This is a genomic window from Enterocloster lavalensis (assembly GCF_046603895.1).
In the GTDB taxonomy this organism is placed as follows: Bacteria; Bacillota; Clostridia; order Lachnospirales; family Lachnospiraceae; genus Enterocloster; species Enterocloster lavalensis.
In genome coordinates, this window is the sequence record NZ_CP176637.1 from 2,852,355 (window position 1) to 2,876,351 (window position 23,997).

The window sequence follows — 23,997 nt, forward strand, 5'->3', positions numbered from 1 at the left end:
TATGAATCAAATCAACGATCTTCGCAGCGCCCTTGAGCTGCTGCGCAACCTGCCCGGCCAACTGTCGGAAACCAGCATTCCGGTGGACCCCATTGCAGAGCTGGCCGGCGTTTACCGCTATGTAGGAGCCGGAGGGACGGTAATGCGCCCCACAAAAGAAGGCCCAGCCATGATATTCAACAACATCAAGGGATACCCAGGCGCCAGGATCGCCATCGGGCTTCTAGCCAGTCGTGATCGGGTGGCCGCTCTGTTTGGCTGCGAACCCCAGGAACTCAGTCGAACACTCTTAAAGGCCGTCGAACACCCCATCCCGCCGGTCCTTACCGCAAAGGCGCCGCCCTGCCAGCAGGTGGTCCATCTGGCGTCGGACCCGGATTTCGACCTGCGCACCCTGGTCCCGGCCCCTACCAACACCCCCGTAGATGCTGGGCCTTACCTAACGCTGGGCATGTGCTACGCCACCCACCCGGATACCGGAGAGAGCGATGTCACCATCCACCGTATGTGCATTCTTGGCCGTGATGAGCTTTCCATCTTCTTCACTCCCGGAATCCGGCATATTGGTGCTATGGCCGTGCGGGCCGAAGAGTTGGGCCTCCCCCTGCCCATTTCCATCAGCATCGGAGTGGACCCGGTAATCGAAATCTCCTCCTGCTTTGAGCCGCCCACAACGCCCCTGGGATTTGACGAGCTATCCATTGCCGGAGCGCTGCGGGGTGAGCCTGTACAGATGTGCCGCTGCCTGACCATCGGCGAGAAGGCCATTGCCAACGCGGAGTACGTACTGGAAGGAGAGATTATCCCCGGAGTCAGGGTCACGGAGGACTGCAACACCCATACAGGATATGCCATGCCGGAATTTCCCGGATACACCGGCCCCTCCAGCAGCGAGTGCTGCCTAATAAAAGTGAAAGCCGTTACTCACCGTGAAAATCCCATCATGCAGACCTGCATCGGACCAAGCGAGGAGCACGTCTCCATGACCGGAATCTGCACCGAGGCCAGCATCCTGTCCATGGTGGAAAAAGCTATGCCCGGAAAGCTCACGAACATCTGCTGTCCCTCCTCCGGCGGCGGCAAGTACATGGCGGTTCTTCAGTTTAAAAAATCCGTGCCCAGCGACGAGGGGCGCCAACGCCAGGCCGCCCTGTTGGCCTTCGCTGCCTTCAGTGAGTTAAAACACGTGTTTGTGGTGGATGAGGACGTTGACTGTTTTGATATGAAAGATGTGTTCTGGGCCATGAGCACCCGCTTCCAGGCCGATCAGGACGTGATCGCCATCCCAGGCGTGCGCTGCCACCCTCTGGACCCCTCCAACGATCCCGGCTTTTCACCGTCCATCCGGGATCACGGCATCGCCTGCAAGGCCATCTTTGACTGCACGGTGCCCTACGACCAGAAAGCCCGGTTTAAACGGGCGGAATTTTTGGAGGTGGACCCCTCCCGCTGGCTGAAGGGAACCGCAGGACCATCCCAACGGCAGGAGGTTGAAACATGTCCCCAAAACGATTGATTATAGGCGTCAGCGGGGCCTCCGGCGCACCCATCGCCCTGGAGCTGCTGCGCGCCTTACAGTCCACAGAAATTGAGAGCCACCTGATCATCACAGAAGGTGGCGAACAAACAATCCTGCACGAGACAGGACTGACGGTTCAGGACTTTGCCGGGCTGGCAGACCAGGTATACGACAACAAAAATATCGGAGCCGCTCCGGCCAGTGGCAGTTACCGCACCATCGGCATGGCGGTGGTTCCCTGCAGCATGAAAACGCTGGCCGGTATAAGCAGCGGTTACAGCGACAATCTACTGCTGCGGGCCGCCGACGTGACTTTGAAGGAGCGCCGCAAACTGGTGCTGGCGGCCCGGGAATGTCCTTTGAGCGCCGTCCACCTGCGCAATATGTATGAGCTGACAAAAATAGGGGCAGTCATCCTGCCCCCGGTACTCAGCTTCTATAACCGCCCCGAAACCCTTCAGGACGCAACTTGTCATATCGTCGGGAAAATTCTGGATCAGTTCGACATTCCCTACGCACCGTTCAAACGCTGGGAAGGCTGACCATCCCCACCTCTCCCTCTCAAATCCGCTCTCATCCACCACGCGTCCTCCCTCCCGGGCCGCAGCAGCGCTTCCCCGCGGACGAACCCGCAGGTCTCATAGCACCTCTGCGCCCGGAGATTCCCGGCGTACACGATGAGCTTTACTTCCTCCAGCCCCAGCACTTTTGCGGCCTGGTCCAGCACAAGGTTCACAAGCTCCTTACCTCTGCCCTTCCCCCTTTGCTCCTTCTCCAGCAGCACCCGCGCCAGCACGCCGCTCCTTCGCGCCGGGTCCATTTCCCCAATCTCAGCAAAGCCCACCACCTGCCCCCCGCACTCCGCCGCGAACAGGACCACGTCCCCGGAAAGCGCCTCAAACCGCCGCCTCATCTGCTCCAGCCGGGGCGGATATTCGTATACCAGATCCGCCCCCCACAGACAAAATTCCTCCGCGGTCTGCCCCCGGCAAATCTCCCAAAGGCGCTCCACATCTTCCTTCACCGCTCGCCTGAGGCGCAAGCCGTCCGTCTCTACCAAGTTCTCCACTCCGTGCCCACAAAGGCCACCCGGTCCCCGGTGCTCACCACCGGATTCTCACGGACACCGATCACATAGCAGTCGGTCCTGGCCGGGTAGGATTCCATCTCATCCCCGTAATAGTGAAGGTTCAGAAGGCTCTCGCCCGCCTTCACCTCGTCCCCTGACTTCACGTTCATGCGGATCATGCCGCCCTTGTCGCTGCGCAGGAAGCGGCGCTTGGTGATCAGCACCTGCCTGCCGGGTTTCTCCACAGGGCCGTCCAGCATCTTCAGATAGCGCATCACGTTGAGAATCCCCTTCTTGGCGGCCTCCACGTATTCCGTCTCCACCTTGCCGCCCTGGCCCATTTCCCCCATAAAGGCCGGGATGCCGTCCTTCATGCAGGTGATGTCCAGCGCCCCGCTTGTGACGCCCGGCAGCTCGTTGGTATCGCCGCGCAGGTCCACCAGGCAGTTGGTCACCACGCCGAAGGCCCGCTGCATACCCTCCGACACCTGGTTGACCTCATCGGACACCCCCGGGATCAGCTTGCGCACCGAGTAGGGATCGGCCCGATAAGGGGTCGCCATGGTGTGGAAGCTGATCACAGCCCCCGCATTGGCCTTGATCTCCCGGTAAATCAAATGGGCGATCCGCTGGGTCATCATTCCCTCGGGGTCCCCGGGAAACGCCGTGTCCATGTCCATGTTGTCGATGGCCGAAATCTTGTTCCGGCACTCAAAGGCGATGGGGTTGCAGATCGGCGTGACCACCAGGGTCCCCGAAAGCTGCTCCGGGTCGATTTCCCCGGACAGCTCCCAGGCGGCGTAGGAGCCGTTCAGCTCGTCGCCGTGGACCGTGCCGTTGATCCACAGCACCGGCCCCTCTTTTTTGCCCGCCACCACGATCACCGGCAGCTGGACCACCGCCTTGTGGGCCAGTTCCCCGGCGGGCACAGTGAAATATGCCCGCTCTCCTTCTTTAATCTCATGATTAAATACCCTTATCATTTCCGTTTACCTCGCACATTACAGATTAGTTCATGATGCCGATTTCCTTGTAATATTTCACAGCGCCGGGATGAATGTCGATCAGCGCGCCTTCTACGGCGTTTTCCTTGTTAAACTGGTTTGCCTGGGGATGTACGTCGGCCAGATCGTCATGGTGCTCGATGATGGATTTCACCACGTTGTACACGATCTCGTCGTCCACGCTCTTGGCGCAGATCAGGTTGTTTCTGGTGCCCAGAACCACCGTGTCCCCGTCCACTCCGGTGTAGGTGCCGCCCGGGATCACGCTCTTGTAGAAGAAGGGGTTCTCGCTGGAAATCTTCTCAATGTGCTCCTCGTCGATGGACAGCAGCTTGATGCCCTTGGTCGCCGCCAGGTCCGCGATGGGGGAGCTGGTGAAGGGGGTGATATGGACGCCGAAGTCCGCGTTACCGTCGTTCACCGCGTCGCAGATGTCCTGAAGCGCGGTCTCGGTGATCTGCACGTCGTCCTTGGTCAGCCCGTAAGCTTCCAGCAGAATGGGCATGTAATACTGGGCCATCGCGCCCTTGCTCACCGCCAGCTTCTTACCTTTTAAATCCCCGATGGAGTTCACGTCCGAATCCTTGGGCACAAACATGTGCAGCATGGTGGTGTAGCCGCCCATCACATGGCAGATTTCCACCGGGCTTCCCTCAAATTCCCGGGTTCCCTTAAACGCCGCTTCCTCCACGTCCGTCATGGCCACGCCGAACTGCACGGTGCCGCTCTGGATCATGCGGATGTTCTCCTGGGAGCCGGTGGAAATCTCCGTGTTGATGAGATAGTCCGGGTGGTCCTGGGTGATCAGATTGCCGATTCCGGCAAAGGTGGTGTAGTTGGCGCTGGAGCTGGGACCGCCGCCAATGCGGATGGTCACCTTGCCGCCTCCCCCCGAGGCCTGGGTCTCAGCCGCCACCGTGCTGCCGCCTCCCCCTGAGGCCGCGCCCACCGGCTGGTTGGAACATCCGGCTGCCGAGAGCAAACATACACCTGCCAACACCATACCCATCACGCGGGTTGCAACTCTTTTTTTCATATCGTTTCTCCTTTTCTCCTTATATAATTTATGCCTTTGCATAGTTTCCTTTTTTCTCCTCCGCCGTCTTGATGAGGAAAATCCCCAGCAGCACGGCAAATCCGATCAGATCGGTGATCGTGCCCGGAATGATGAGCAGCAGAGCCGACGCCAGCAGTACCAATCGCTCTGCCTGGTTGATGTTCCACTTGAACACGAACTTCTCCAGCGCGGCCGACAGGCTGTAGATTCCAAGCAGCGCGGTGATTAACGACTGTATAATCTCCAGCGCCCCGCCCTGCATGAGCAGCACCGGATTGTACACGAACATGAACGGTAAAATGAACCCGGACAGGGACAGTTTAAATGCAAACACGCCCGTCTTGGTGGGATTGCAGCGGGCCACTCCCGCCGCCGCGTAGGCCGCCAGAGCCACCGGCGGAGTCACGTTGGAAATGATTCCAAAGTAGAAAATGAACAGGTGGGCCGCCAGGGGCAACACGTTCATCTGCTTTAACGCCGGAACCACCAGCAGCGCCAGCATCAGGTAGGCTGCCGTGGTGGGCACGCCCATTCCCAGGATCAGGGACACTACCATGGTCAGCACCAGCAGGATTCCCAGATGGCCATTGGACACCTGGATCAACACCGACGACATGCGGAAGCCCAGGCCGGACCCCATGACGATTCCGATGATGATTCCCACCACGCCGCAGGCGATGGCAACGGGTTTGGCCCCGTTGATGGAGGCCTTCACAATCTTTTTAAGCTTATCCGGGGTGATCCGGTTTCTGGCGGAAAACAGGGTGCAGACGATGGTGGCGATAATGGAGGTGATACCTGATTTCGTCACCGACATCTTAAACACGCTCATGGATACGATCAGGTAGATCAGCGGAAGGATCAGGTACACGTTTTTTACCAGTTCCTTCCAGGTGGGCAGCTCGCTCTCCGGCACGCCCTTGATGTTGTTCTTTCTGGCGTACAGGTCCACGGTCATAAGGATCGCCACGTAGAACAGCACCGCGGGAATCAGCGCCGCCTTCACCAGGTCGAAGTAGGGGATTCCCAGATACTCTGCGATCAGGAAGGCCGTCGCGCCCATGACCGGCGGCATGATCTGGCCACCCGTGGACGCCGAGGCTTCCACTGCCGCGGCGTACTCGTCCTCAAAACCGCATTTCTTCATCATGGGAATGGTGAAGGTGCCGGTCCCGATCACGTTGGCGATGGCGCTGCCGCTGATGGAGCCGAAAAGGCCGCTGGCCACCACCGCGATTTTGGCCGGGCCGCCCCGGAACTTTCCGAAGGCCCTGGAAGCCAGCTTGGTGAAGTAATCGCCAACCCCCGTCTCATTGAACACCGCGCCCAAAATGACAAACAGCACGATATAGCTGGCCGAGGCATAAATCGCAGTGCCGTAAATCCCGTCCGTGCCCAGGTACACCACGCTGGTGATCCGGGTGATATCCATCCCCACATGGGCCAGGAATCCAGGCATGTGCTGTCCCATGAAGCCGTAGACGATAAAGCAGACCACCACGATGGCCAGGGATTTTCCCACCGCCCGGCGGGTGGCCTCGATCAGAGTGATGATCAACAGCACGCCGAATAAAATATCGTAGGTGTAGATCATGCCGCTTCGCAGGTCGATGGTCTTGTCGATGGACATGATGTAGATCAGACTGCCCGCCGACGCCAGGATAAAGAACGCGTCCATCACCCGGCAGTACCACTTCCGGTCCTCCTGCGCCAGGTAGTCCAAAAAGAAGATGATCAGCACCAGGCCCAGATGGATCGCCTTCTGCCCGATCCCGGCCGCAGCCCCGAACATTGCCGTCCAGCAGTGGAAGATGCAGAACAGCACTGCCAGCGCGAACGATAGCCTTTTTAACATAGATTTTCCTCCTTATCTTGTATGGTAATTATGCATCTTTTACTATCAATTTACTTTTTTTACCGGATTGATTTGAATTTATGATATTTTTTTATATATTTTGCTTTTTTATCGTCTAATTTGCTTGTATTATAGTTAATATGCCGTCTTTCGTCCAATACCAAATTCACATTTTAACTATAGCATTGTACTATAATATTTTCCCCATCCACCCGCCTCAAAACCAAAACCCCCGCAGACAGACAGAAAAATCCCCGGCAGAGCTGCTTTTCGAACAGCTCCGCCGGGGACATTCCCGTTTTCCTATGTTAATTTTATAGTAATCTCTGTTGCCCTGCCTGTCAATCGATCACCTGCAGTTCCTTGGGGTAGTGATTTAAAATCTGAACCCCGTCCTCCGTGACCATACACAAATCCTCGATGCGGACTCCCACACGACCCGCCAGATAGACGCCCGGCTCGCAGGAGAACACGTTTCCGGGCAGAACCGGATCAGTGTTGGCCGTGTTGGCGTCCCCCGGCTCATGAACGTCGATGCCGATGGAGTGGCCCAGGCGGTGGATGAAGTAAGGCCCGTATCCGGCCTGCTCAATCAGGCCTCTGGCCGCCCGGTCGATGTCGCAGAAGCGCGCGCCCGGATGAATCGCCGCCTCCCCGGCCAGGTTGGCCCGCAGAACGGTGTCGTACACCTTCCTGGCCTCGTCGTCCGCATATTTGTAGAAAAGGGTCCTGGTCATATCCGCGCAGTAATAGTCCTTGCGGCAGCCCACGTCGAAAAGCACGCAGTCCCCATCCTTAAGGACTGTGCCGTCCGGCCTGTGGTGCGGGTCCGCGGCGTTTGCGCCGAAGGCGATATGGGGCTGAAAGGAGTTTCCGTCGGCTCCAAGGGACTTGTAGATCAGCTCCACCTGCCTGGCCAGGGCCTCCTCCGTGACGCCCGCCTTCACCAGATTTTTAAACTGCTCCATGGCCCGGTCGTTGATCGCGGAGACCTCGATCATTTTCCGCTGCTCCTCCTCGTCCTTCTGGCCGCGGACCTGGTTCACGCAGCCGGATCCATTGACGTAGGAACTGCCCGCGCCCAGCCCCTGGAGGGCCAGCAGGTGCTCCGCGGTCATTTTCCGGTCCACGCCCAAAGCCAGTCCGTGGTCCGTACAATCGGCCATCATCCGGCAGATGTCGTCGGTGTCGGAAAACCAGCACACCTCCACCCCAAGGTCCTCATTCATGGGGAACAGGCGGTTCACAAACAACCGGTGGTTCCCCTCCCCGCTTATGTAAAGGGCCAGCAGGCGGGAGCCGGGGGTGATCATCTTCCCGGTCAGATAAAATATGGAGCTGGGGTCCGTGAGAATCATCTGGCTCACACCCTGTTCCTGAAGCCGCGCCAATACCCGGTCAACTCGTCTGTCATTCATATTCATTTCCTCGCATTTTGTCAGGACAGCTCCACCTTCTGCCCTTCCGCCAGGGAAAGGATGAAGAGGGTCAGCTGCTGTTTATAAAGCTCCACGGGCACCGCCTCGTCGGCGGAATGGGAACCGCCGTGCCCCTCCGGAATGAGGCCCTCCGGGTACGCAGTCTCCGGCACCAGCCGGAAGCCGTAGCCGAAGGCGTTCGGAAGCAGCCGGGCGTAGGTTCCCCCCGCCATGGTGAACGGCTTCTCGTCCCGCCCTAAAAATTCATTGTAGGTGTTCATCAAAGACTCGATCATGGGGTGCTCCGCAGGGAAATACCCCGGCGCTTTGCCGAAACAGGAGGCCACCTCCATGTCAAGTCCGGCCGCCGTGGCGCCGATCTTCTCAACCAGGCCGCTGTGCTCCTTCATGGTGATGGGATAGCGGATGTTGAAGGTCAGGCTGCAAATATGATCCCGCAGGGCCACCAGGGAAGCCACCGCCGTGAGCCTGCCGCTGATTCCGTCCTCCGCTGCGATCCCCAGGCCGTCCCCGTAGATCCCGGCGGAAATGTCCGCGCAGGCCTCAAACAGCTTCAGAGTGTCTTTGTCCAGGGAGCCCCCCAGAAGGTCCCGCAGGGCCTTGCAGGACGGTTCTCTCCCGCTGACCGCGCAGAACAGCCTGTGGATGGCGTTCTCGCTGCCCTCGGCGTGGGCCGCGTGCTTGGACAGGCCCCTGGTTTCGATGGTCAGCTTTCCGGCCTCCCAGGATATGGACAGCCAGTCCGGCAGTCCAGCGGGCGCCTGTACCGGCCAGGCGGCCTTGACCACCATACGGGCCCGCCCCGCCACGGAATTCTCGCTCTCTCCGCCCTGAATCTCTAAAATGTTCCCGGAAAGCGCGTTTTTGTTGGCCACGGTGATTCCCAGAATCCCCTTCTCGCCGTGGCAGACCGGGTAGCGGCTGTCCAGAACGATGTTCATCTTCGGCAGCTCCACCTGATGGTCGGTGAGCCAGTGGATATCGGTCATCCCCTTCTCTTCTTCCAGACCGGCGTAGAAACTGATTTTGTGCTTTAGCTCCACGCCCAATTCCTGAAGGCACCGGACTGCGTAGATGGCGGCTACCGCGGGCCCCTTGTTGTCCTTCACGCCGCGGCCGATCATGCAGCCGCCGTCCACCGTCAGACCGTAGGGCTCATATTTCCAGTCGTGCCCTGCCGGCACCACGTCCAGATGGTTCCAGATGCCGATATCCGGCTGGCCGTCCCCCTCCCCGGTGTCCACGCGGATCACCCGGTCGTCGTAGCTGGTGCAGCGGTAGCCGTGCTCCACGGCGATTTTGCAGTATTCCTCCATCACGTCCCGGCAGGCCTGCCCATAGGGCGGGACGCTGCTGTCAAGCTCCGCCACGCTGCCGATGGAGACCAGCCGCCTGACGTCGGAAATAACCGCCTCCTCGTGGGCGTCGACCCATTCCCTGATCTTCTGACATAAATCCTTATCCATAAAACCTCCTTGGTCTTTAACTGACGCAAGTACGCCAAGGGCGTACTTGCGGTATGTATCACATTTTAAATTACATATAGATATACGCGCCGGGTCCCAACGGCAGCTTTAACAGCATCCAGATCACCAGCATGATGGACCAGGAAACCATAAACACCACGGTGTAGGGAAGCATACAGGAAACCAGCGTTCCAAAGCCGCTGTCCTTGTCGTAGCGCTTCATCGCCTGCAGAATGATCGGCAGGGAGGAAAGTACGGGCGCAATAATATTGGTGCAGCTGTCGCCGATCCGGTATGCAACCTGGGTCAGCTCCGGGGAGATTCCCAACGTCATAAACATCGGCACAAACACGGGCGCGAAAATCGCGTATTTCGCGGAAGCCGAGGTCATGAACAGGTTCATAAACCCGGATACAAAAATAAATACAAGCATCAGCGGAATCGGGCCGATGTTCAGCTCCTGGAGGACATTCGCTCCGTTGATGGAGAGAATTCTTCCCAGGTTGGTGTAGTTAAAGTAATTGATAAACTGCGAAGCCGCAAACGCCACGCAGATAAACCCGGACAGGGTGCGCATGGAGTTGCTGAAGCCGTTGAACAGATCCCTGCTGTTCTTGAACTTGCCGGAAATTCTTCCGTAAACAAGGCCGGGAACAAAGAACAGGATGGTGAACAGCGGAACGATGGCGTCCAGCAGAAGGGAGCCGTCGATCAGGCTGCCGGTCTCCGGGTTTCTCAGCCAGGAGTTCTGCGGAATACAGGAAACCGCGATGAAGAGGATGATGCCCAGGAACACGAAGTTGGCGATCTTTAACGCTTTCTCGTCCTTGGCGCTCATCTCGGCGCTCTCCTCGATCAGAGTGCCGTCCCCGTTCTCCTTGTACTCGCCCAGTCTGGGGATGATGATCTTCTCCGTCACAAAGGTTCCCATGATCACGATCAGGAAAACGGAAGTGGCCATAAAGAAATAGTTACAGGAAGCCACCACGTTGTAGTTGGGATCCATAATCTTGGCGGCCATGTCGGAGAAACCGCTGAGCACGGCGTCGCCGGAGCTGATCATCAGGTTGGCCGCAAAGCCTCCCGACACGCCCGCGAATCCGGCTGCGATACCGGCCAGAGGATGCTTCTTACAAGCCTTGAAAATCATCGCCGCCAGGGGCACGAACAGAACGTAGCCCGCGTTCTCGGCAAGGTTGCTCATGGCTCCGATGAACACCACCATGGGCGTCACCAGCTTGTAGGGGGTAATCTGTACGGCCTTGCGGATCAGGCCGTTGAGCCAGCCGGAATACTCCGCGATGCCGATACCAAACATAATGGTGAGCATCATTCCCAGCGACTTGTAACCCATGAAGTTGTTGATCACATTGCTGAGCATGTACCGCAGGCCGCTGACGCTGAACAGGTTTACGATATTGATCGTGGTCTCCTCGATCTGCATCGATTTTGTGTTGTAAACCTCTCCCGTGGCGCTCCACCCCAGCGCGGTTCCAATCCCTGAGATCACGATGATGGCCGCTGCCAGAAAGATGAAAATCATCATTGGCGGCGGAAGCCGGTTGCCGACTACCTCGATTCCATCCAGGCACCTAAGCACAAATGACTTCTTTTTTACCTTCGTCTTCTCCATACATACCTCCTACTCGTTTTGTTTCCTCCTTCCAAGCGACAGGCGCGCGCACATCTGCGACCGGAAAAAGGATAAAAATAAAATGCCAGTCCCCAAGGAACCCCTCATTCGTTTAGAGACTAAACATCTTAACTAAATTTTAATGTTTGTAAAGAAAAAAGTCAAGTATATTTTAACAATTTATAAATTTCATCGATAAAATTTTTATATAAAATACATAATTTTTTATCAATCTCCGGCGACAGGCCATGCCCGCGCTCATTCTCAGGCATACGGCGCAATCGGTTCCCGCACATTTTCCCTGAAGTTAAAAAATGCCGCCGGACCGCCGTTCTTCCAACCGGCGATCCGACAGCATGTCGTTGTTTTTATTGGGTTACTGATCCATTACCGCCCCGTCCGTCGTCAGGCGGGTCACCACTTTACGCCTCTCAAAGGGGAATTTCTCCTCGACCCCTTCCACCAGCTCGATGCCGATTCCCGGCGCGTCGGGAACCACCAAAAATCCGTCCCTGCACTCCGGCATAACGTTCACGATATCCGAAGCGCGGAACGCGGACTTGCCGGTCTTTTCGAACACAAAGCGGGCGTGGGCCGCCGGGCCGTCCGGGTCCGGGTACTCCTGGATGGTGAAGCTGGGGGTGGCCGCGTCGAACTGGATGCAGGCCGCCGTCGCAACCGGGCTTAACGGATTGTGGGGGATGATTCCGATCTGGTTTGCCTCGGCGATGGCCGCGATCTTTTTCGCCCCGGTAAAGCCGCCGCACACGCAGATGCTCACCCGCAGGTAGTCCAGAGCCTGGCGCTTCACCAGCATCTGGTACTCCTGGGGCGTGTGGATGCGCTCGCCGGTGGCCAGCGGGATGCGGATCTTCTGGGCCACCCAGGCCATGGAGTCGAAGTTGTCCGGCAGAATCGGGTCCTCATAGAACATGGGCAGCAGGGGCTCCAGCTGGGCCGCCAGGGCCACGGCTTCCGCCGGGTTTAACCGCCTGTGGTTCTCGATGCACAGGTCCACGTCCAGGCCCACGGCCTCGCGGATTTTGCCGATGCGCTCCACTCCGCTGCTGATCTTTCTGGCGTAGGTCTCAAAATAGCGGGTATTTCTGGGCTCGTCCAGGAACGGGGACAGGTGGCCGATGGCGGTGAAGCCCTTTTCCTTCTCCGCCAGGCAGCTCTCCATCAGCTCCTCAAAGCTGCCGCCGGACACGTGGGAGTACACCCGCACCGTGTCCCGGCATTTTCCGCCCAGGAGCTGGTAGACCGGCACCCCGTAGAATTTACCCGCGATGTCCCACAGCGCGATGTCGATGGCGCTCAGCGCCCCCATCACAGCGGCTCCCCGGAAATGGAAGCAGCGGTACATATACTGCCAGTGGTGCTCGATGCGCAGCGGGTCCTGGCCGATCAGATACTCCCGGAATGAGTTGATCACCTCCGCTGAGGATTCCAGAAATCCCCAATCCCCCGACTCTCCCAGTCCGGTGATCCCCTCGTCCGTCATCACCTTGACAAACAGAAATTTATTGACCGGTACAACCTTAACATCCGTTATCTTCATTTTGTTTCCTCCTCCGATTTTTCAATGGCGCGCCTGATGATTTCCGGCGCTCTCAGGCATTTCTCCGTGGTCACGGCGCAGGGCGAGAAGCGCAGCCCCCGGGCCTGGGGCACCACGAACACGTTGTCCCCGCAGAGAATTTCCGCCGCTTTAGCCGGATTTTTGCAGGGGATTGCGATGAAATAGCCGTGCTTGTAAGGACAGCATTTTAAGCCCACCCGTTTCGCCTCGCCGTGGAAAGTCTCCCCCCGGCGGCTGATCAGATCCCGGAACTTCTCCCGTTCCGCGTCCGCCTGGCACTTCACCTCCGGGTTCAGGTTGATGTCCACCAGAATCCGCTGGGCCATGCGCACCACGTTGGACCACACGGACCGGGAGGAATAGGACATAGCGGCCTTGAACCGCTCCGCCGCTTCCTTCGTCTCGCCCAGGCACACCAGCGCGCCGCAGCGCATGCCGCACATGGTGTAGCTCTTGGACATGCTGAACACCACCAGAGTCATGGCGTTCTCCGGCATGTCGCGGATACAGTCGAAAATCCTGCGGGTATTCTCAAAAGTATCGTCAAAATCGATGTAGGACACGTCCAGGCAGAAGGTGATCTTCTTGTCCGAATACAGCGCGCCGAAGCGGCGGATCATCTCCACCACCCGGTCCATCTCCTCAGGGGTCATGGAGTAGCCGGTGGGGTTGTTGGCCGGAGTGTTGAGCACCAGAAGCACCTGGTTCTGACGCTCCAGAAGCCCGCCCAGAGCCTGCTCCAGGGCCGGGCAGTTAAACCGGTCCTCCTCATCGAACATGGGGAACGTCTCCAGCCTGCGGCCGTGCTCCTCGCAGATATTCCGGTAGGGGCCCCAGAACCAGTCCGTGGTCAGCATAGCGTCCCCATTTTCCAAAAAGTTCCAAACCGCGTGGCGCAGCGCGCCGCAGCCCCCGGGGGTGGGCGCGGATTCCACGAAAAACCGCTCGCTCGCCTGCCCGAACAGGGAAATCTGCACCGCCTCGTTGAAGCCCGGTATCCCGCCGATGGGCGCGTAGCTGCAAATCTCCTCCACGGGCATGGTGCGAATCATCCGCTCCACCGTGGGCAGCACCATCAGCTTCCCATCCTCGTCCAGGCATTCCCCCAGGGTGGAATTGATCACCGCATCCCCGCCAAACTGAGCGATAGCCGCCTTGGCCTTCTGGCTGGCGGCGAAAATCTTGTCCGGGGCGTACTCCCTCTCGGCATGCCCCGCCAATGTCAGATACTTCATTCTTTGCTTCCTTTCTCCATTTCCCCATCCACGCTTTTCCAGCATCGTCCGGATTTTTATAACAGTCTGTATGTTCTTAATTATATATTCCCAGCAGCTCTCTGTAAAATATGGCTTTTCTATAGGCCGATAGTCTTTTTTTATACCCTCAGACCGGGGATCTCAGTTTCTCCCTGCAAATTCTTCCTTAATAAACGAGAGCATCTTCCTGCAATCACTGTACACGGGCCTATCCCGGCGGGTGATGACTCCGATCTGCGCGGGCATGGGCGGATTCATGGGAATCGGCCGGATCAGCGGATCCATCAGAACCGCCTCCTTCAGCAGAAACGCCCCGCAGCCTCCATGGACTACCAGATTCTTGACGGTATGAAGCTGCTCTGTGCGCAGCAGAATCTCCGGCGTTACGCCGCACTCCTTCATCTGGCGGTTGATCCGTTCATTTACATAAAAACCTTCCTTGAATGCCACAAGCGGCTGCCTGCACGCCTCCTCAAAGGTTATAGAATCCAGACTCGATTGCGGATGCCCCGCCGCCACGCAGAAACAGAATTCCGACTGGTACAGCGGCGTCCACGACACATCCCACTGCCTGGATATATCCACGGATACGATGGCCATGTCCAGCTGGTCCTCCAGCAGAGACCGCACAATATCCATCGCCCCGCTCTCCTGAATCTCTAATTTGACCTCCGGGTTCATTTTCCTGAACTTTCCAAACAGCAGCGGCAGCAGACAGGCTCCGATCTGCAGCGGAACCCCAAGCCGGATCAGGTTTTTTGTGCCCACAAATCCCTTCAGGTCCCGGTCCAGCCGTTCCACATCCTTCAAAATATCTACGACCCGGTCCAGTACAAGATTCCCCTCCTCGGTCAGATAGAGCTTATTGTTCCTCCTGTAAAACAGGCTGACCCCCAGTTCCTTCTCCATCTCGTGGATGGCGGCGGTGACGCTGGGCTGGGAAACATGAAGCTCCTTCGCCGCCCGCGTAATTGTGCCGAGGCGGCAGACCTGGGCAAAATATTCCATCTGATTGATCTTCACACGCACTCCCCCTCCCGAAACTGTTCTCCGAATCCAATCAAAAAGGGAAAGCCCCCACCCAAACGATGGAAACTCTCCCCATAAGATTTAAAATTAAGCTGTCTTTTTGGCTGCCTTGAAGCGCTTCACAAGCGGCATTCCGATAAAGATAATGGACAAAATCAGCAGCGCGCAGCTCAGCGGTCTGGTCACGAACACGCTCAGGGAGCCGTCCGCAAACACCATACTCTGAGTCCAGTTGTTCTCCATCATACTTCCCAGAATGGAAGCCAGGATCAGCGGCGACTGCGGGATCTTGTACTTATTGAAGGTGTATCCAATAAAGCCAAAGAAGATCATGATGTAAATATTGAAAATGTTGTTGCTCACTGCGAAGGCGCCGGTCACGCACAGCACCAGCACGATTCCGCTGAGGATTTCGCGTTTTAAGCGCAGCACGGCGGTAGCCAGGAAATTACAGTAGAACATGCACAGCGGCAGCATGATGATGTTGGCCACGATGAAGCCTAAAATGATCATGTAAGCCATATCCGGGGTATCCCTGAACAGGGACGGGCCGGTTCTCAGGCCCTGGATGGTCAGAGCGCCCAGGAACAGAGAGGAGGTGGAGTTTCCGGGAACGCCAAGGCTCAGCAGGGGAACCATGGAGCTGGCAACCACCGCGTTGTTAGCAGCCTCAGGAGCCGCGATGCCTTCCGGCACGCCGGTACCGAATTCCAGCTCCGGATGGCGTCTGGAAGCCTGGTCGTAGGCCATGAAGATCGCCATGATCATACCCGCGCCGGGGATAATACCGATTACGTTACCGATTAAGCTGGACTGGGCCCAGGTGGGAAGCAGGCGCTTGGCCATCTCCTTGTTGGGCAGAGTCACCTTAACCTTCTGATATTCCTTCTTAACCTCTTCCTTGAAGTCCACACCCGCGGTTTTGGAACGGATGCTCTCGATCATCTCCAGGATGGAGGTGATACCAAACAGACCGATCAGCATGGGGATCAGGGAGATACCGTCCATCAGGCTCACCTGGCCGAATGTAAAGCGGGCCAGACCGGTCTGGGGGCTCATTCCCACACAGCTGAAGATCAGACCCACAGCCATGGCCAGAATGTTTTTCACAATGTTTTTGCCGGCCATACCGATTACGGTACTCATACCCAGAACTGCCAGCATGAAATACTCGGGCGGGCCGAATTTCAGAGCCTGTCTCGCCAGGAAGGGAGACAGAAACAGAAGCACGATGGCACTGGTCAGTCCTCCGAAGGTGGAGGAAGAAATCGCGTAACCCAGCGCCTCACCGCTGCGTCCCTGCTGGGACATGGGATAACCGTCGTAGGCGGTTACCGTAGCGGAGGCAGTTCCCGGAATCTTTAACAGAATAGAGGGAACGGAACCGCCGCAGGCGGAAGCACAATAGATACCAACCAACAGGCAGATCGCCACCTGTGGCTCCATGCCGAAGGTGATGGGAATCAGCACCGCCATGGTGATGGAGTCATTCAAACCAGGCAGAGATCCCACGATCAGTCCGATCACAACGCCGGCAAGAAGCGCGATCAGCGCGATGGGCTGAAACAGCTGACCAAGGCCTAATAATATACCACTCATCTTCCCACCTCCTTAAAAATCAAGGAATATCATCGGTAACGGTACCGACAATAACACCTTAAACACGAAAAATGTCGCACACACCGCCAGGGCGGCGCACAGTACGGTAATGCCAATCTTTTTATATCCCAGAGAGCGGATAATAAATACGCATAACAGGAACGTATCGATGATGTAACCGATTTTCTTTAAAAGTACCACATACACAATCAGGGCCAGCAGCGTGATTCCTACTTTTCCCAGGTTTACACCTTCCAGCTTGACAACCTCTTCCTTTTTGACGAGCGTCTCAAAGAACAGGTAAGCTGCACAGATTAAAAGAACACCCGCCGACATAATGGGGAAAACTCCCTCTCCCTCCATTGGAATGGCCTTTACAATGATGTAAATCGAAATCAGGGCAAATACAATAGGCATCGCCAGCTCAATGATTAATTGCTTCTTATTCATTGCTGCACCTCCCAGCGAAAATATAGGCGCCCTGAATCGGGCGCCTCCTAAAAGCTATTACTTGGACCCCTTCAGCTCCGGAACCAGAGCTTCGATATCTTTGTAGCACTGATTTGCATACGCCTGGAAATCAGCTGCATTCTTATAGGAATACGGGATCGCAGCGTCCTTCATGCCGGTGATGAACTTATCGGAAGTTGCAATCTTATCAAATTCTTCACACAGTACCTGGTATACGTCGTCCGGTACGCCGGCCGGGCAGGCATATCCGCGGAATGCGCCGTTCACCATGGTGCCGCCTAACTCTAAGAAGGTGGGCACGTCCGGAATATCGGCAACGCGCTCCTCAGCGCCTACAGCCAGTCCGATGATGGTTCCGTCGCCAATCTGGCTTACGGTCTCGCCGGCTGCCATCATAGCTGCGTCACAGTGGCCGCCCATCAGCTGCTGCATCTGTACGGAAGCACTGTCGTTGTGCAGATACTCAAACTTCAGGCCATACTCCTTCGCCAGCTGGATCGCTGCGATGTGGTGAGAAGTGGAATGTCCGGGAGTTGCAAGCTTAACGGTGTTCTCCTTAGCATAGGCAACGAACTCTTCCCAGGTCTTGTACGGGGAGTTCGGGGGCACTACCAGGATCTCGGGATCGAAGCAAACCATGCCCAGGGTCTTGAAGCTGTCCAGATTAAAGGTTACGTCCTTTAACAGGGGGTTGTTTACAACCGCGCTGGTGTAAGCCAGCAGGGTGTAACCGTCGGGATCCGCGTTGGCAACTGCGGTCTGTCCGATTACGGCGCCGCCGCCCGCCATGTTCTCAACGATCAGGGAGTGGCCGTTAAAGTAATCTTTACCGGCAGCCTCAGCCAGAATACGGGTGGTGATATCCACGCCGCCGCCTGCGTCGTAAGGAACGATGATCTTGATGTTCTTCTTCGGGAAGTCGGTGTTGGCCTTAGCCGCCTCGGTTGCCGCCTCGGAACCTGCTGCTTCAGAACCCGCAGCCTCGGTTGCCTTCGGCTCTGCGGGAGCGTCCGCTTTTTTACTGGAGCATCCAGCTAAAGAAGCCGCTACCAGACCTGCGCATAACAATGCTACCATTCTCTTTTTCATATGTCTCTCTCCTTATATTGAAAAATTATAAAGCTTTTACTGCTGTTACAATACGGTTCATGGCCTCTTTGACCGTGCTGCGCGGACATGCAATGTTCATGCGCAGGAAGCCGTTGCCCTCGGGACCAAAGCTCTTGCCGCTGTTAAGACCCAGCTTTACCGTCTCCACGAAGAAGCGGTCCAGCTCCTCCTGGCTCATATTCAGCTTTCTGCAGTCCAGCCACAGAAGATATGTACCCTCCGCATGGATCACGTCGATGCCGTCCACGTCCTTTAAGGTCTCTTCCACAAGATTGCGGTTTTCCTCCAGATACGCAACCATCTGATCCGCGTAGTACGCGCACTGCTCGTATGCGGTGCAGAACGCCACGGTTCCGCAGATGTTCTCGCCAATGGCCTTGTTGTTCACAACCATGTCGTGCACTGCGTTCTTCAGAACCGGATTCGCGGCAATGAAGGCTGCGGTGCGGAAGCCCGGCAGGTTGAAGGTCTTGCTGGGGTTCATGAAGGAGATCGTGTTCTGCTCAAACTCTTTGGAAATGCTGGCAAAGGGAATGTGCTTGTGGCCGCTGTAAACAAGGTCGCTGTGGATCTCGTCGGACAGCACCGTCACATGGTACTTCAGGCACAGCTCGCCTAAGCGGATCAGCTCTTCTCTGGTGAACACGCGGCCGGTGGGGTTCTGGGGGTTGCAAAGGATGAACAGTTTTGTTCTGGGGTCCTTCACCTTGGCCTCAAAGTCCTCAAAGTCGATCTCATAGCGGCCGTCCTTTAAGATCAGCTCGTTGCGCAGCAGATGTCTTCCGTTGTGCTCGGACAGATCGGTAAAAGGCGGATAGCAGGGAGTCTGGATCACAATGTTGTCGCCCGGATGGCTTAAAGCGCGCACTGCGCTGATCACGCCGGAGATAACGCCCGGTACAAACTCAACCGCGTCCGGGTTTACTTCCCATCCGAATCTGGTCTCCTGCCACTTGGCAGCCGCCGCTTTCAGTCTGGGGCTGACAGGTGTATATCCGTACACCCCCTGCTGCACCCGCTCGACCAGAGCGTCCACAACCGGCTGGGGAGCCTTGAAATCACTGTCCGCAATCCACATCGGGATTACGTCTTCCGGATAAACCGAATACTTCTTCGAGTCAGTGCCCCTTCTGTTTACAACTTCGTCAAAATCATGTACTAAATTCACGATCATACCTCCTCTTGTGGTATACCACTCACCAGTTCATGTTTAGATTCTAAACCTTTTTTATGTATCTGTCAAGATACAATTAAGCATTTTTGTCATTTTCTATCAAAAATAAAAAAGGGTTTTGTCGTAAATTACATTAAAAAGGGGATACCATGCCGGTATCCCATGTGACAATTTCATATCTTAATGAAATAAAGGGGACTTTCCGGCATTTTGTCACCGACTTAAGAAAATAAAGTCTGACCCGGAAATCCCCCCTTTCTGCGCTGTGTTCCGTTACGTTCTTGTTCCCGGACCGCCCGCGAGCTTCTGTTCCTTCTTCTTTTGTTTCTGCCGTTCCAGGCGCTTCTGCTGCACCTCGCGCCGCACCCCCAGCCAGGCCTCCATAACGCTGAACGCGATGTCCACCTCCTCCTCGGAGAACTGAGTGCGCACCTGGTCCATGGATTCGCCGAAGCTGACCGCGTCGTACCTCCGGTGGGCCAGGTCCAAAAGGCGGCCTTTCTCCGTCAGGTAGAGCAGGGCTTTGTTGTCGTTGGCAGGGTCGGACTGGCGGTAGACCAGAGACTTGGCCTCCAGCTTCTTCAAAATCTGGGAGATCGCGCCCTTGGTCTTGGCGTAATCCCGGGCCAGCTCGGTCACCGTGATGCCCGGATTGTCCGCAATGTGCTTTAATGTATGTACTTCAACCGAAGTGTACTCCTCTCCGGTCCCGTAGTCCTGGGGAATCTTAGTGGAAATGTAGAGGTTCGCCACCTGATGCAGGATGTCAACCGCCTCCACGTTGCTGTAATTTTTTCGTGTATGATGCTCCGCCATATTGCCTCCCTTAGCTGTCCTTTATTCTCACGTTAAAACGGATTATTCCTCCTCCGGATTGAGCTTCCTCATAGCGCGGCTTAAGTGGAACTTCATGTAGCGGCTGGCCTCGTCCGCGTTCCCGCTCTCGATCTTATATAAAATGGCCTCGTGGTCCATCACCGTGGCGTCCGATACCTCTGTGGGCTTCATGGTATACTGCTTGGAAATCTCCAGCAGGTCGTAGAGGTTCCGGTACATATTGGAGAGCACCGGATTTTTGGCCGCCTCGATCACATGGAAATGGAAGTCGTGGGATGCCTTGATAATGGCCTCGTCGTCCTTGCTCTGGCTGTCGATGGCTTCGAGCATCTGGTGGATCGACTCGTGCATCAGCCGGATGTCCTCGTCCGTCCGGCGTTTGGCCGCGTAGTAGGCAGCCGCGGACTCCAGGAAAATCCGCACTTCGAACAAATTTTCAATGGTTTCCATGGTGATGTCCGTGGCGAAATTCGCCTTGGGGTTGAGGAGCTGGATATCCACCTTCTGAACCGTCATCCCATCCGCCGTGTTGGAGACGATGCCGATATACTCCAGAATGCGAAGCGCCTCCCGCACCGGCACTCTGCTGACCCCAAATCGGGTCGCAAGCTCCCGCTCTGAAGGGATGGTGTCCCCTTCCTTTAACTCTCCGGACATGATTTGCGACTTAAACCAGTCCAGTATCGTTTCATAATATTTATTGGATGACGCCTTCTTTTCCATATGCTCCGGTCCCCTTCTATCCCAGTATCATGCTGTTTTTGTATACACGTTTTCCTATTTATGTATACCGCTCTTTTTAGAATACAGGAATTGCAGAAAGTTGTCAATAGTTTACAATCCGATACTTTATTAACTTTGCATAAATAAATTTCAAATTAGCTCTTTCCTTTTGTCTGTATATGTGGTATTCTATAGGAAACGTAATGGTATACCACCCTTAACCCCATCTTTTTTCGGTATACCAAACAGATAAGGAGGTCCCATTCATGGAAACCACAACCCAACAGACCCGCTGCCTGGCCGCCTATCTCTGCGGTATGGACGTTTCCAAATTCAGCGATCACACGGTGGACATCACGAAAATGTGCATCGAAGACTTCATCGGTGTGGCCATCGCAGGCTCCGCCAAGAAGGAATCCGGAATCTGGAAGGAGTATTACTCCGGGAAGCTCACGGCGCCCCAGGCTTCCACCTTCCAGCCGGGCTTCGCACAGATGACCGTGGAGCAGGCCGCGGCTCTCAACGCGGTATTCGGACATGTGATGGACATGGACGACGTACATAACGCAAGCATCACCCACCTGGCCGTGATCACGGTTCCCACCGCCTTCGCCCTGGGACAGCAGCTGGGCAAGAGCGGAAAGGAGATCATCGAGGCCGTGGCCGCCGGGTACGAGGCCGGAGCCAGGATCGGCGAGGCCATCAACCCTTCCTCTTATAAGTACTGGCATACCACCGGAGTGGTCGGCGCATTCGCCGCGGGCGTGACCGCCGCCAAGCTTCTGGGCCTTGACGAGGAGCAGATGGTCAACTGCCTTGGCTCCGCGGGCACCCAGGCCGCCGGACTGTGGGAATTCCTGGCCAGCGGTTCCATGAGCAAGGTGCTGCACACGGCCAACGCCAATCTCTGCGGACTGCGCTCCGCCGAGCTGGCAAAGCTGGGCTTCACCGGAGCCCCCACCATCCTGGAGGGCGACCGCGCGTTTGTGAACGCCCTGGCGCCTGAGCCGGACCTGGACAGCCTGACCAAGGGCTTCAACGAGGGCTACCGCATCGAGGAGAATTCCTTCAAGCCCTACGCCTGCTGCCGCCACACCCACTCCGCCAACTACTGCATCGAGAAGATCCTCTCCGCCCACGCGCTGGACCCGGAGGAGATCGTGTCCATCACCGACGACACCTACAGCACCGCGGTGCAGACCACCAACAATCCCTACCCCGAGAATCCCTACGCGGCTAAATTCAGCCTTCAGTTCTGTATCGCCGCGGCCATCGTGTTAAAGGATTTGAGCGACCGCACCTTTACGGTGGAGAACATCAACAACCCGGCCGTGAGGGCCCTGATGGAGAAGATCAAGGTGAAGGTCAACAAGGAGCTGGACGACGAGTTCAAGCAGGACCCCAACCAGTGGTCCCACCGGCTGACCATCTGCCTGAAAAACGGCGAGACCATCACCGAGCAGGTGGATTACCCCATCGGCGACTTCAAGAATCCCTTTGACCGGGAGATGGCGGACCGCAAATTCCGGCTTCTGACCGAGGATATGATCGGCGAAGAGGGCGTTACCAAGCTGTTAGACAGGCTTCATCGCCTGGAAACCATACAGGATATCAATGAAATCTTTAATTAACTTTTTTACTATAAGGAGGTTCTACTATGGACAATCAACTCATTAAAACTGCCATGCACGATGCCTGCATCCGCGCCGTCACGGAGATTTCCGCGGATGTAAAGGGACTGGTTCAGGCCGCTCTGGACCGCGAGACAAACGATACCGCCAAGAGCATGCTCTCTTCCATGCTGGATAACCTGGATATCGCAAAAGCGCAGGACAAGGCCGTGTGCCAGTCCCCGGGCTACCCCACCACCTGGATTTCCTACGGCGACGACAATTTCCCGTCCTATGCCCACGACGTGATCTGTGAGGCGCTGGGAGAGGCGACCACCAAGGGTTATCTGCGTCCCAGCATCGTGGATCCGCTGACCCGCCACAATCCCGGCAACAACACCGGCGAGGGCGTTCCCAACATCGAGTACCAGTACCATCCGGGCCAGGAGTACGTGGACTTCATCATCAGCTTCAAGGGCTGCGGCGCGGAGCTTGGCAACGCCATGAAGATTTTCACCACCGCCAACTTAAAGCTGAACCAGGATTTTGCGGGGTTAAAGCGTTTTGTCCTGGAGACCGCCATCAACGCGGGCGGCAAGCCCTGTCCTCCCTTCGGTATCGGCATCGGCATCGGCGGCCAGATGGACGTAGCTTCCAAGCTGAGCCGTGAGGCCATCAGTACCCGCAAGTGGGACGACACCAACCCCGATCCCTTACTGGCCCGCCTGGAAGATGAGCTGAGAGACAACATCAACTCCCTGGGCCTTGGCGCAGCCGGAACCGGCGGCGACACCGTATGTCTGGCCGTGAAGATCGGCAGAGCCGCAACCCATACCGCCATCGCTCCCGTAGCCATCAACTTCCACTGCTGGGTGGCAAGACGCGCAGGCATCCGTATCTACAACGACGGCCGCATCGAGAAATTACTGTAATAACGAATATACATATAAAGGAGATCTGTCTTATGGATAAGAAAGTATTGACAATGCCTCTGAAGGAAGAGGACGTTCGTGAGCTGAAAATCGGCGATGTGGTATACTTAACCGGCCACATCTTTACCGCCAGAGACATGGGGCACTTAAAGATCCGTGAGCTGCTGGACGCAGGCCAGCCCCTTCCCAAGGACTTTACCGGAGCCGCTATCTTCCACGCAGGCCCCGTCTGCCTGAAGAATGAGGACGGTTCCTGGCGTCTGAACGTGATCGGACCCACCACCAGCATCCGCATGGAGCCCCACGCCGACGTTGTGGGCAAGATGGGCATCAAGGCCGTGATCGGCAAGGGCGGCATGGAGAAGGGCACTCTGGACGCCTGCGAGAAGTACGGTTACGTGTACCTTCAGGCAGCTCCCGGCTGCGCTGCGAAGCTGGCCCAGGGAATCAAGTCCGTTTACGACGTGACCTGGTTCGAGATGGGTATGCCGGAAGCCCTTTGGGATCTGGAAGCAGTTGAGTTCGGCCCCCTTGTGGTCGGCATGGACACCCATCAGAACAGCATTTACAAGAACTTAAAAGAAGCAGCGTTAAAGAAACTGGATGAGATTTATCCGGAGGACTAATCCATC

21 protein-coding genes are annotated in these 23,997 nt (G+C 56.6%); 5 read left to right on the forward strand and 16 right to left on the reverse strand.

Annotation, left to right across the window (positions count from 1 at the left end; all coding sequences use genetic code 11):
* The first annotated feature begins 1 nt into the window (after position 1).
* Positions 2-1,516: a UbiD family decarboxylase gene (locus tag ACK2JC_RS12650; protein WP_320937337.1), complete on the forward strand. Its 1,515-nt coding sequence runs from the start codon at positions 2-4 to the stop codon at positions 1,514-1,516.
* Complete coding sequence (locus tag ACK2JC_RS12655; protein WP_320937338.1) at positions 1,498-2,061, forward strand: UbiX family flavin prenyltransferase; 564 nt, start codon at positions 1,498-1,500, stop codon at positions 2,059-2,061. The genes ACK2JC_RS12650 and ACK2JC_RS12655 overlap by 19 nt, the downstream gene beginning before the upstream one ends.
* Here ACK2JC_RS12655 and ACK2JC_RS12660 read toward each other — a convergent pair.
* From ACK2JC_RS12660 to ACK2JC_RS12735, 16 genes are all read right to left on the reverse strand, one after another.
* Positions 2,031-2,579, reverse strand: a complete 549-nt coding sequence (locus ACK2JC_RS12660; protein ID WP_320937339.1) for a GNAT family N-acetyltransferase — start codon at positions 2,577-2,579, stop codon at positions 2,031-2,033. The genes ACK2JC_RS12655 and ACK2JC_RS12660 overlap by 31 nt on opposite strands.
* Positions 2,573-3,571, reverse strand: coding sequence for a M14 family metallopeptidase (locus ACK2JC_RS12665; RefSeq protein WP_227169713.1), 999 nt, complete (start codon positions 3,569-3,571; stop codon positions 2,573-2,575). The genes ACK2JC_RS12660 and ACK2JC_RS12665 overlap by 7 nt, the downstream gene beginning before the upstream one ends.
* A gap of 25 nt (positions 3,572-3,596) precedes the next feature.
* A complete protein-coding gene (locus ACK2JC_RS12670) occupies positions 3,597-4,628 on the reverse strand; it encodes a TAXI family TRAP transporter solute-binding subunit (protein WP_320937340.1) in 1,032 nt (343 codons plus the stop codon).
* A 28-nt stretch (positions 4,629-4,656) separates the two neighbouring features.
* Entirely contained in the window at positions 4,657-6,504 is a 1,848-nt protein-coding gene (locus ACK2JC_RS12675) for a TRAP transporter permease (protein ID WP_118755724.1), read from the reverse strand.
* 341 nt (positions 6,505-6,845) lie between these two features.
* A complete protein-coding gene (locus ACK2JC_RS12680; protein ID WP_368271082.1) occupies positions 6,846-7,922 on the reverse strand; it encodes a M24 family metallopeptidase in 1,077 nt (358 codons plus the stop codon).
* A 20-nt stretch (positions 7,923-7,942) separates the two neighbouring features.
* The gene (locus ACK2JC_RS12685; protein ID WP_368271081.1) at positions 7,943-9,409 is read right to left on the reverse strand and encodes a Sapep family Mn(2+)-dependent dipeptidase; all 1,467 of its coding nucleotides are present in this window, start codon (positions 9,407-9,409) and stop codon (positions 7,943-7,945) included.
* Positions 9,410-9,479: 70 nt separating this feature from the next.
* A complete protein-coding gene (locus tag ACK2JC_RS12690; protein WP_107435048.1) occupies positions 9,480-11,042 on the reverse strand; it encodes an AbgT family transporter in 1,563 nt (520 codons plus the stop codon).
* A 376-nt stretch (positions 11,043-11,418) separates the two neighbouring features.
* Positions 11,419-12,603 (reverse strand): mandelate racemase/muconate lactonizing enzyme family protein, encoded by a 1,185-nt coding sequence (locus ACK2JC_RS12695; protein ID WP_118755721.1) that lies wholly within the window; start codon positions 12,601-12,603, stop codon positions 11,419-11,421.
* Complete coding sequence (locus ACK2JC_RS12700; RefSeq protein WP_368271080.1) at positions 12,600-13,859, reverse strand: pyridoxal phosphate-dependent aminotransferase; 1,260 nt, start codon at positions 13,857-13,859, stop codon at positions 12,600-12,602. The genes ACK2JC_RS12695 and ACK2JC_RS12700 overlap by 4 nt, the downstream gene beginning before the upstream one ends.
* Positions 13,860-14,021: 162 nt before the next feature.
* A complete protein-coding gene (locus ACK2JC_RS12705) occupies positions 14,022-14,903 on the reverse strand; it encodes a LysR family transcriptional regulator (RefSeq protein ID WP_368271079.1) in 882 nt (293 codons plus the stop codon).
* Between the two features lie 93 nt (positions 14,904-14,996).
* Positions 14,997-16,508, reverse strand: coding sequence for a tripartite tricarboxylate transporter permease (locus ACK2JC_RS12710; protein ID WP_092362834.1), 1,512 nt, complete (start codon positions 16,506-16,508; stop codon positions 14,997-14,999).
* Positions 16,509-16,520: 12 nt separating this feature from the next.
* Positions 16,521-16,958 (reverse strand): tripartite tricarboxylate transporter TctB family protein, encoded by a 438-nt coding sequence (locus ACK2JC_RS12715; protein WP_276851685.1) that lies wholly within the window; start codon positions 16,956-16,958, stop codon positions 16,521-16,523.
* A 57-nt stretch (positions 16,959-17,015) separates the two neighbouring features.
* Positions 17,016-18,068, reverse strand: a complete 1,053-nt coding sequence (locus tag ACK2JC_RS12720; RefSeq protein ID WP_227169722.1) for a tripartite tricarboxylate transporter substrate binding protein — start codon at positions 18,066-18,068, stop codon at positions 17,016-17,018.
* Between the two features lie 25 nt (positions 18,069-18,093).
* The gene (locus ACK2JC_RS12725) at positions 18,094-19,263 is read right to left on the reverse strand and encodes a MalY/PatB family protein (RefSeq protein ID WP_118755717.1); all 1,170 of its coding nucleotides are present in this window, start codon (positions 19,261-19,263) and stop codon (positions 18,094-18,096) included.
* A gap of 273 nt (positions 19,264-19,536) precedes the next feature.
* Positions 19,537-20,079 carry a MarR family winged helix-turn-helix transcriptional regulator gene (locus tag ACK2JC_RS12730; protein WP_092362841.1) on the reverse strand — a complete coding sequence of 181 codons (543 nt, stop codon included), beginning with the start codon at positions 20,077-20,079 and terminating at the stop codon, positions 19,537-19,539.
* Between the two features lie 42 nt (positions 20,080-20,121).
* Positions 20,122-20,823, reverse strand: a complete 702-nt coding sequence (locus ACK2JC_RS12735; protein WP_007708214.1) for a FadR/GntR family transcriptional regulator — start codon at positions 20,821-20,823, stop codon at positions 20,122-20,124.
* Between the two features lie 266 nt (positions 20,824-21,089).
* Here ACK2JC_RS12735 and ACK2JC_RS12740 point away from each other — a divergent pair, with 266 nt between their 5' ends.
* The 3 genes from ACK2JC_RS12740 to ACK2JC_RS12750 are packed head-to-tail and all read left to right on the forward strand — an operon-like array spanning position 21,090 to position 23,991.
* Positions 21,090-22,454, forward strand: a complete 1,365-nt coding sequence (locus ACK2JC_RS12740) for an MmgE/PrpD family protein (protein WP_368271078.1) — start codon at positions 21,090-21,092, stop codon at positions 22,452-22,454.
* Positions 22,455-22,480: 26 nt separating this feature from the next.
* Positions 22,481-23,365 carry a fumarate hydratase gene (locus ACK2JC_RS12745; protein ID WP_118755715.1) on the forward strand — a complete coding sequence of 295 codons (885 nt, stop codon included), beginning with the start codon at positions 22,481-22,483 and terminating at the stop codon, positions 23,363-23,365.
* A gap of 32 nt (positions 23,366-23,397) precedes the next feature.
* The gene (locus ACK2JC_RS12750; RefSeq protein ID WP_092362847.1) at positions 23,398-23,991 is read left to right on the forward strand and encodes a FumA C-terminus/TtdB family hydratase beta subunit; all 594 of its coding nucleotides are present in this window, start codon (positions 23,398-23,400) and stop codon (positions 23,989-23,991) included.
* The last annotated feature ends 6 nt before the right edge of the window (positions 23,992-23,997 follow it).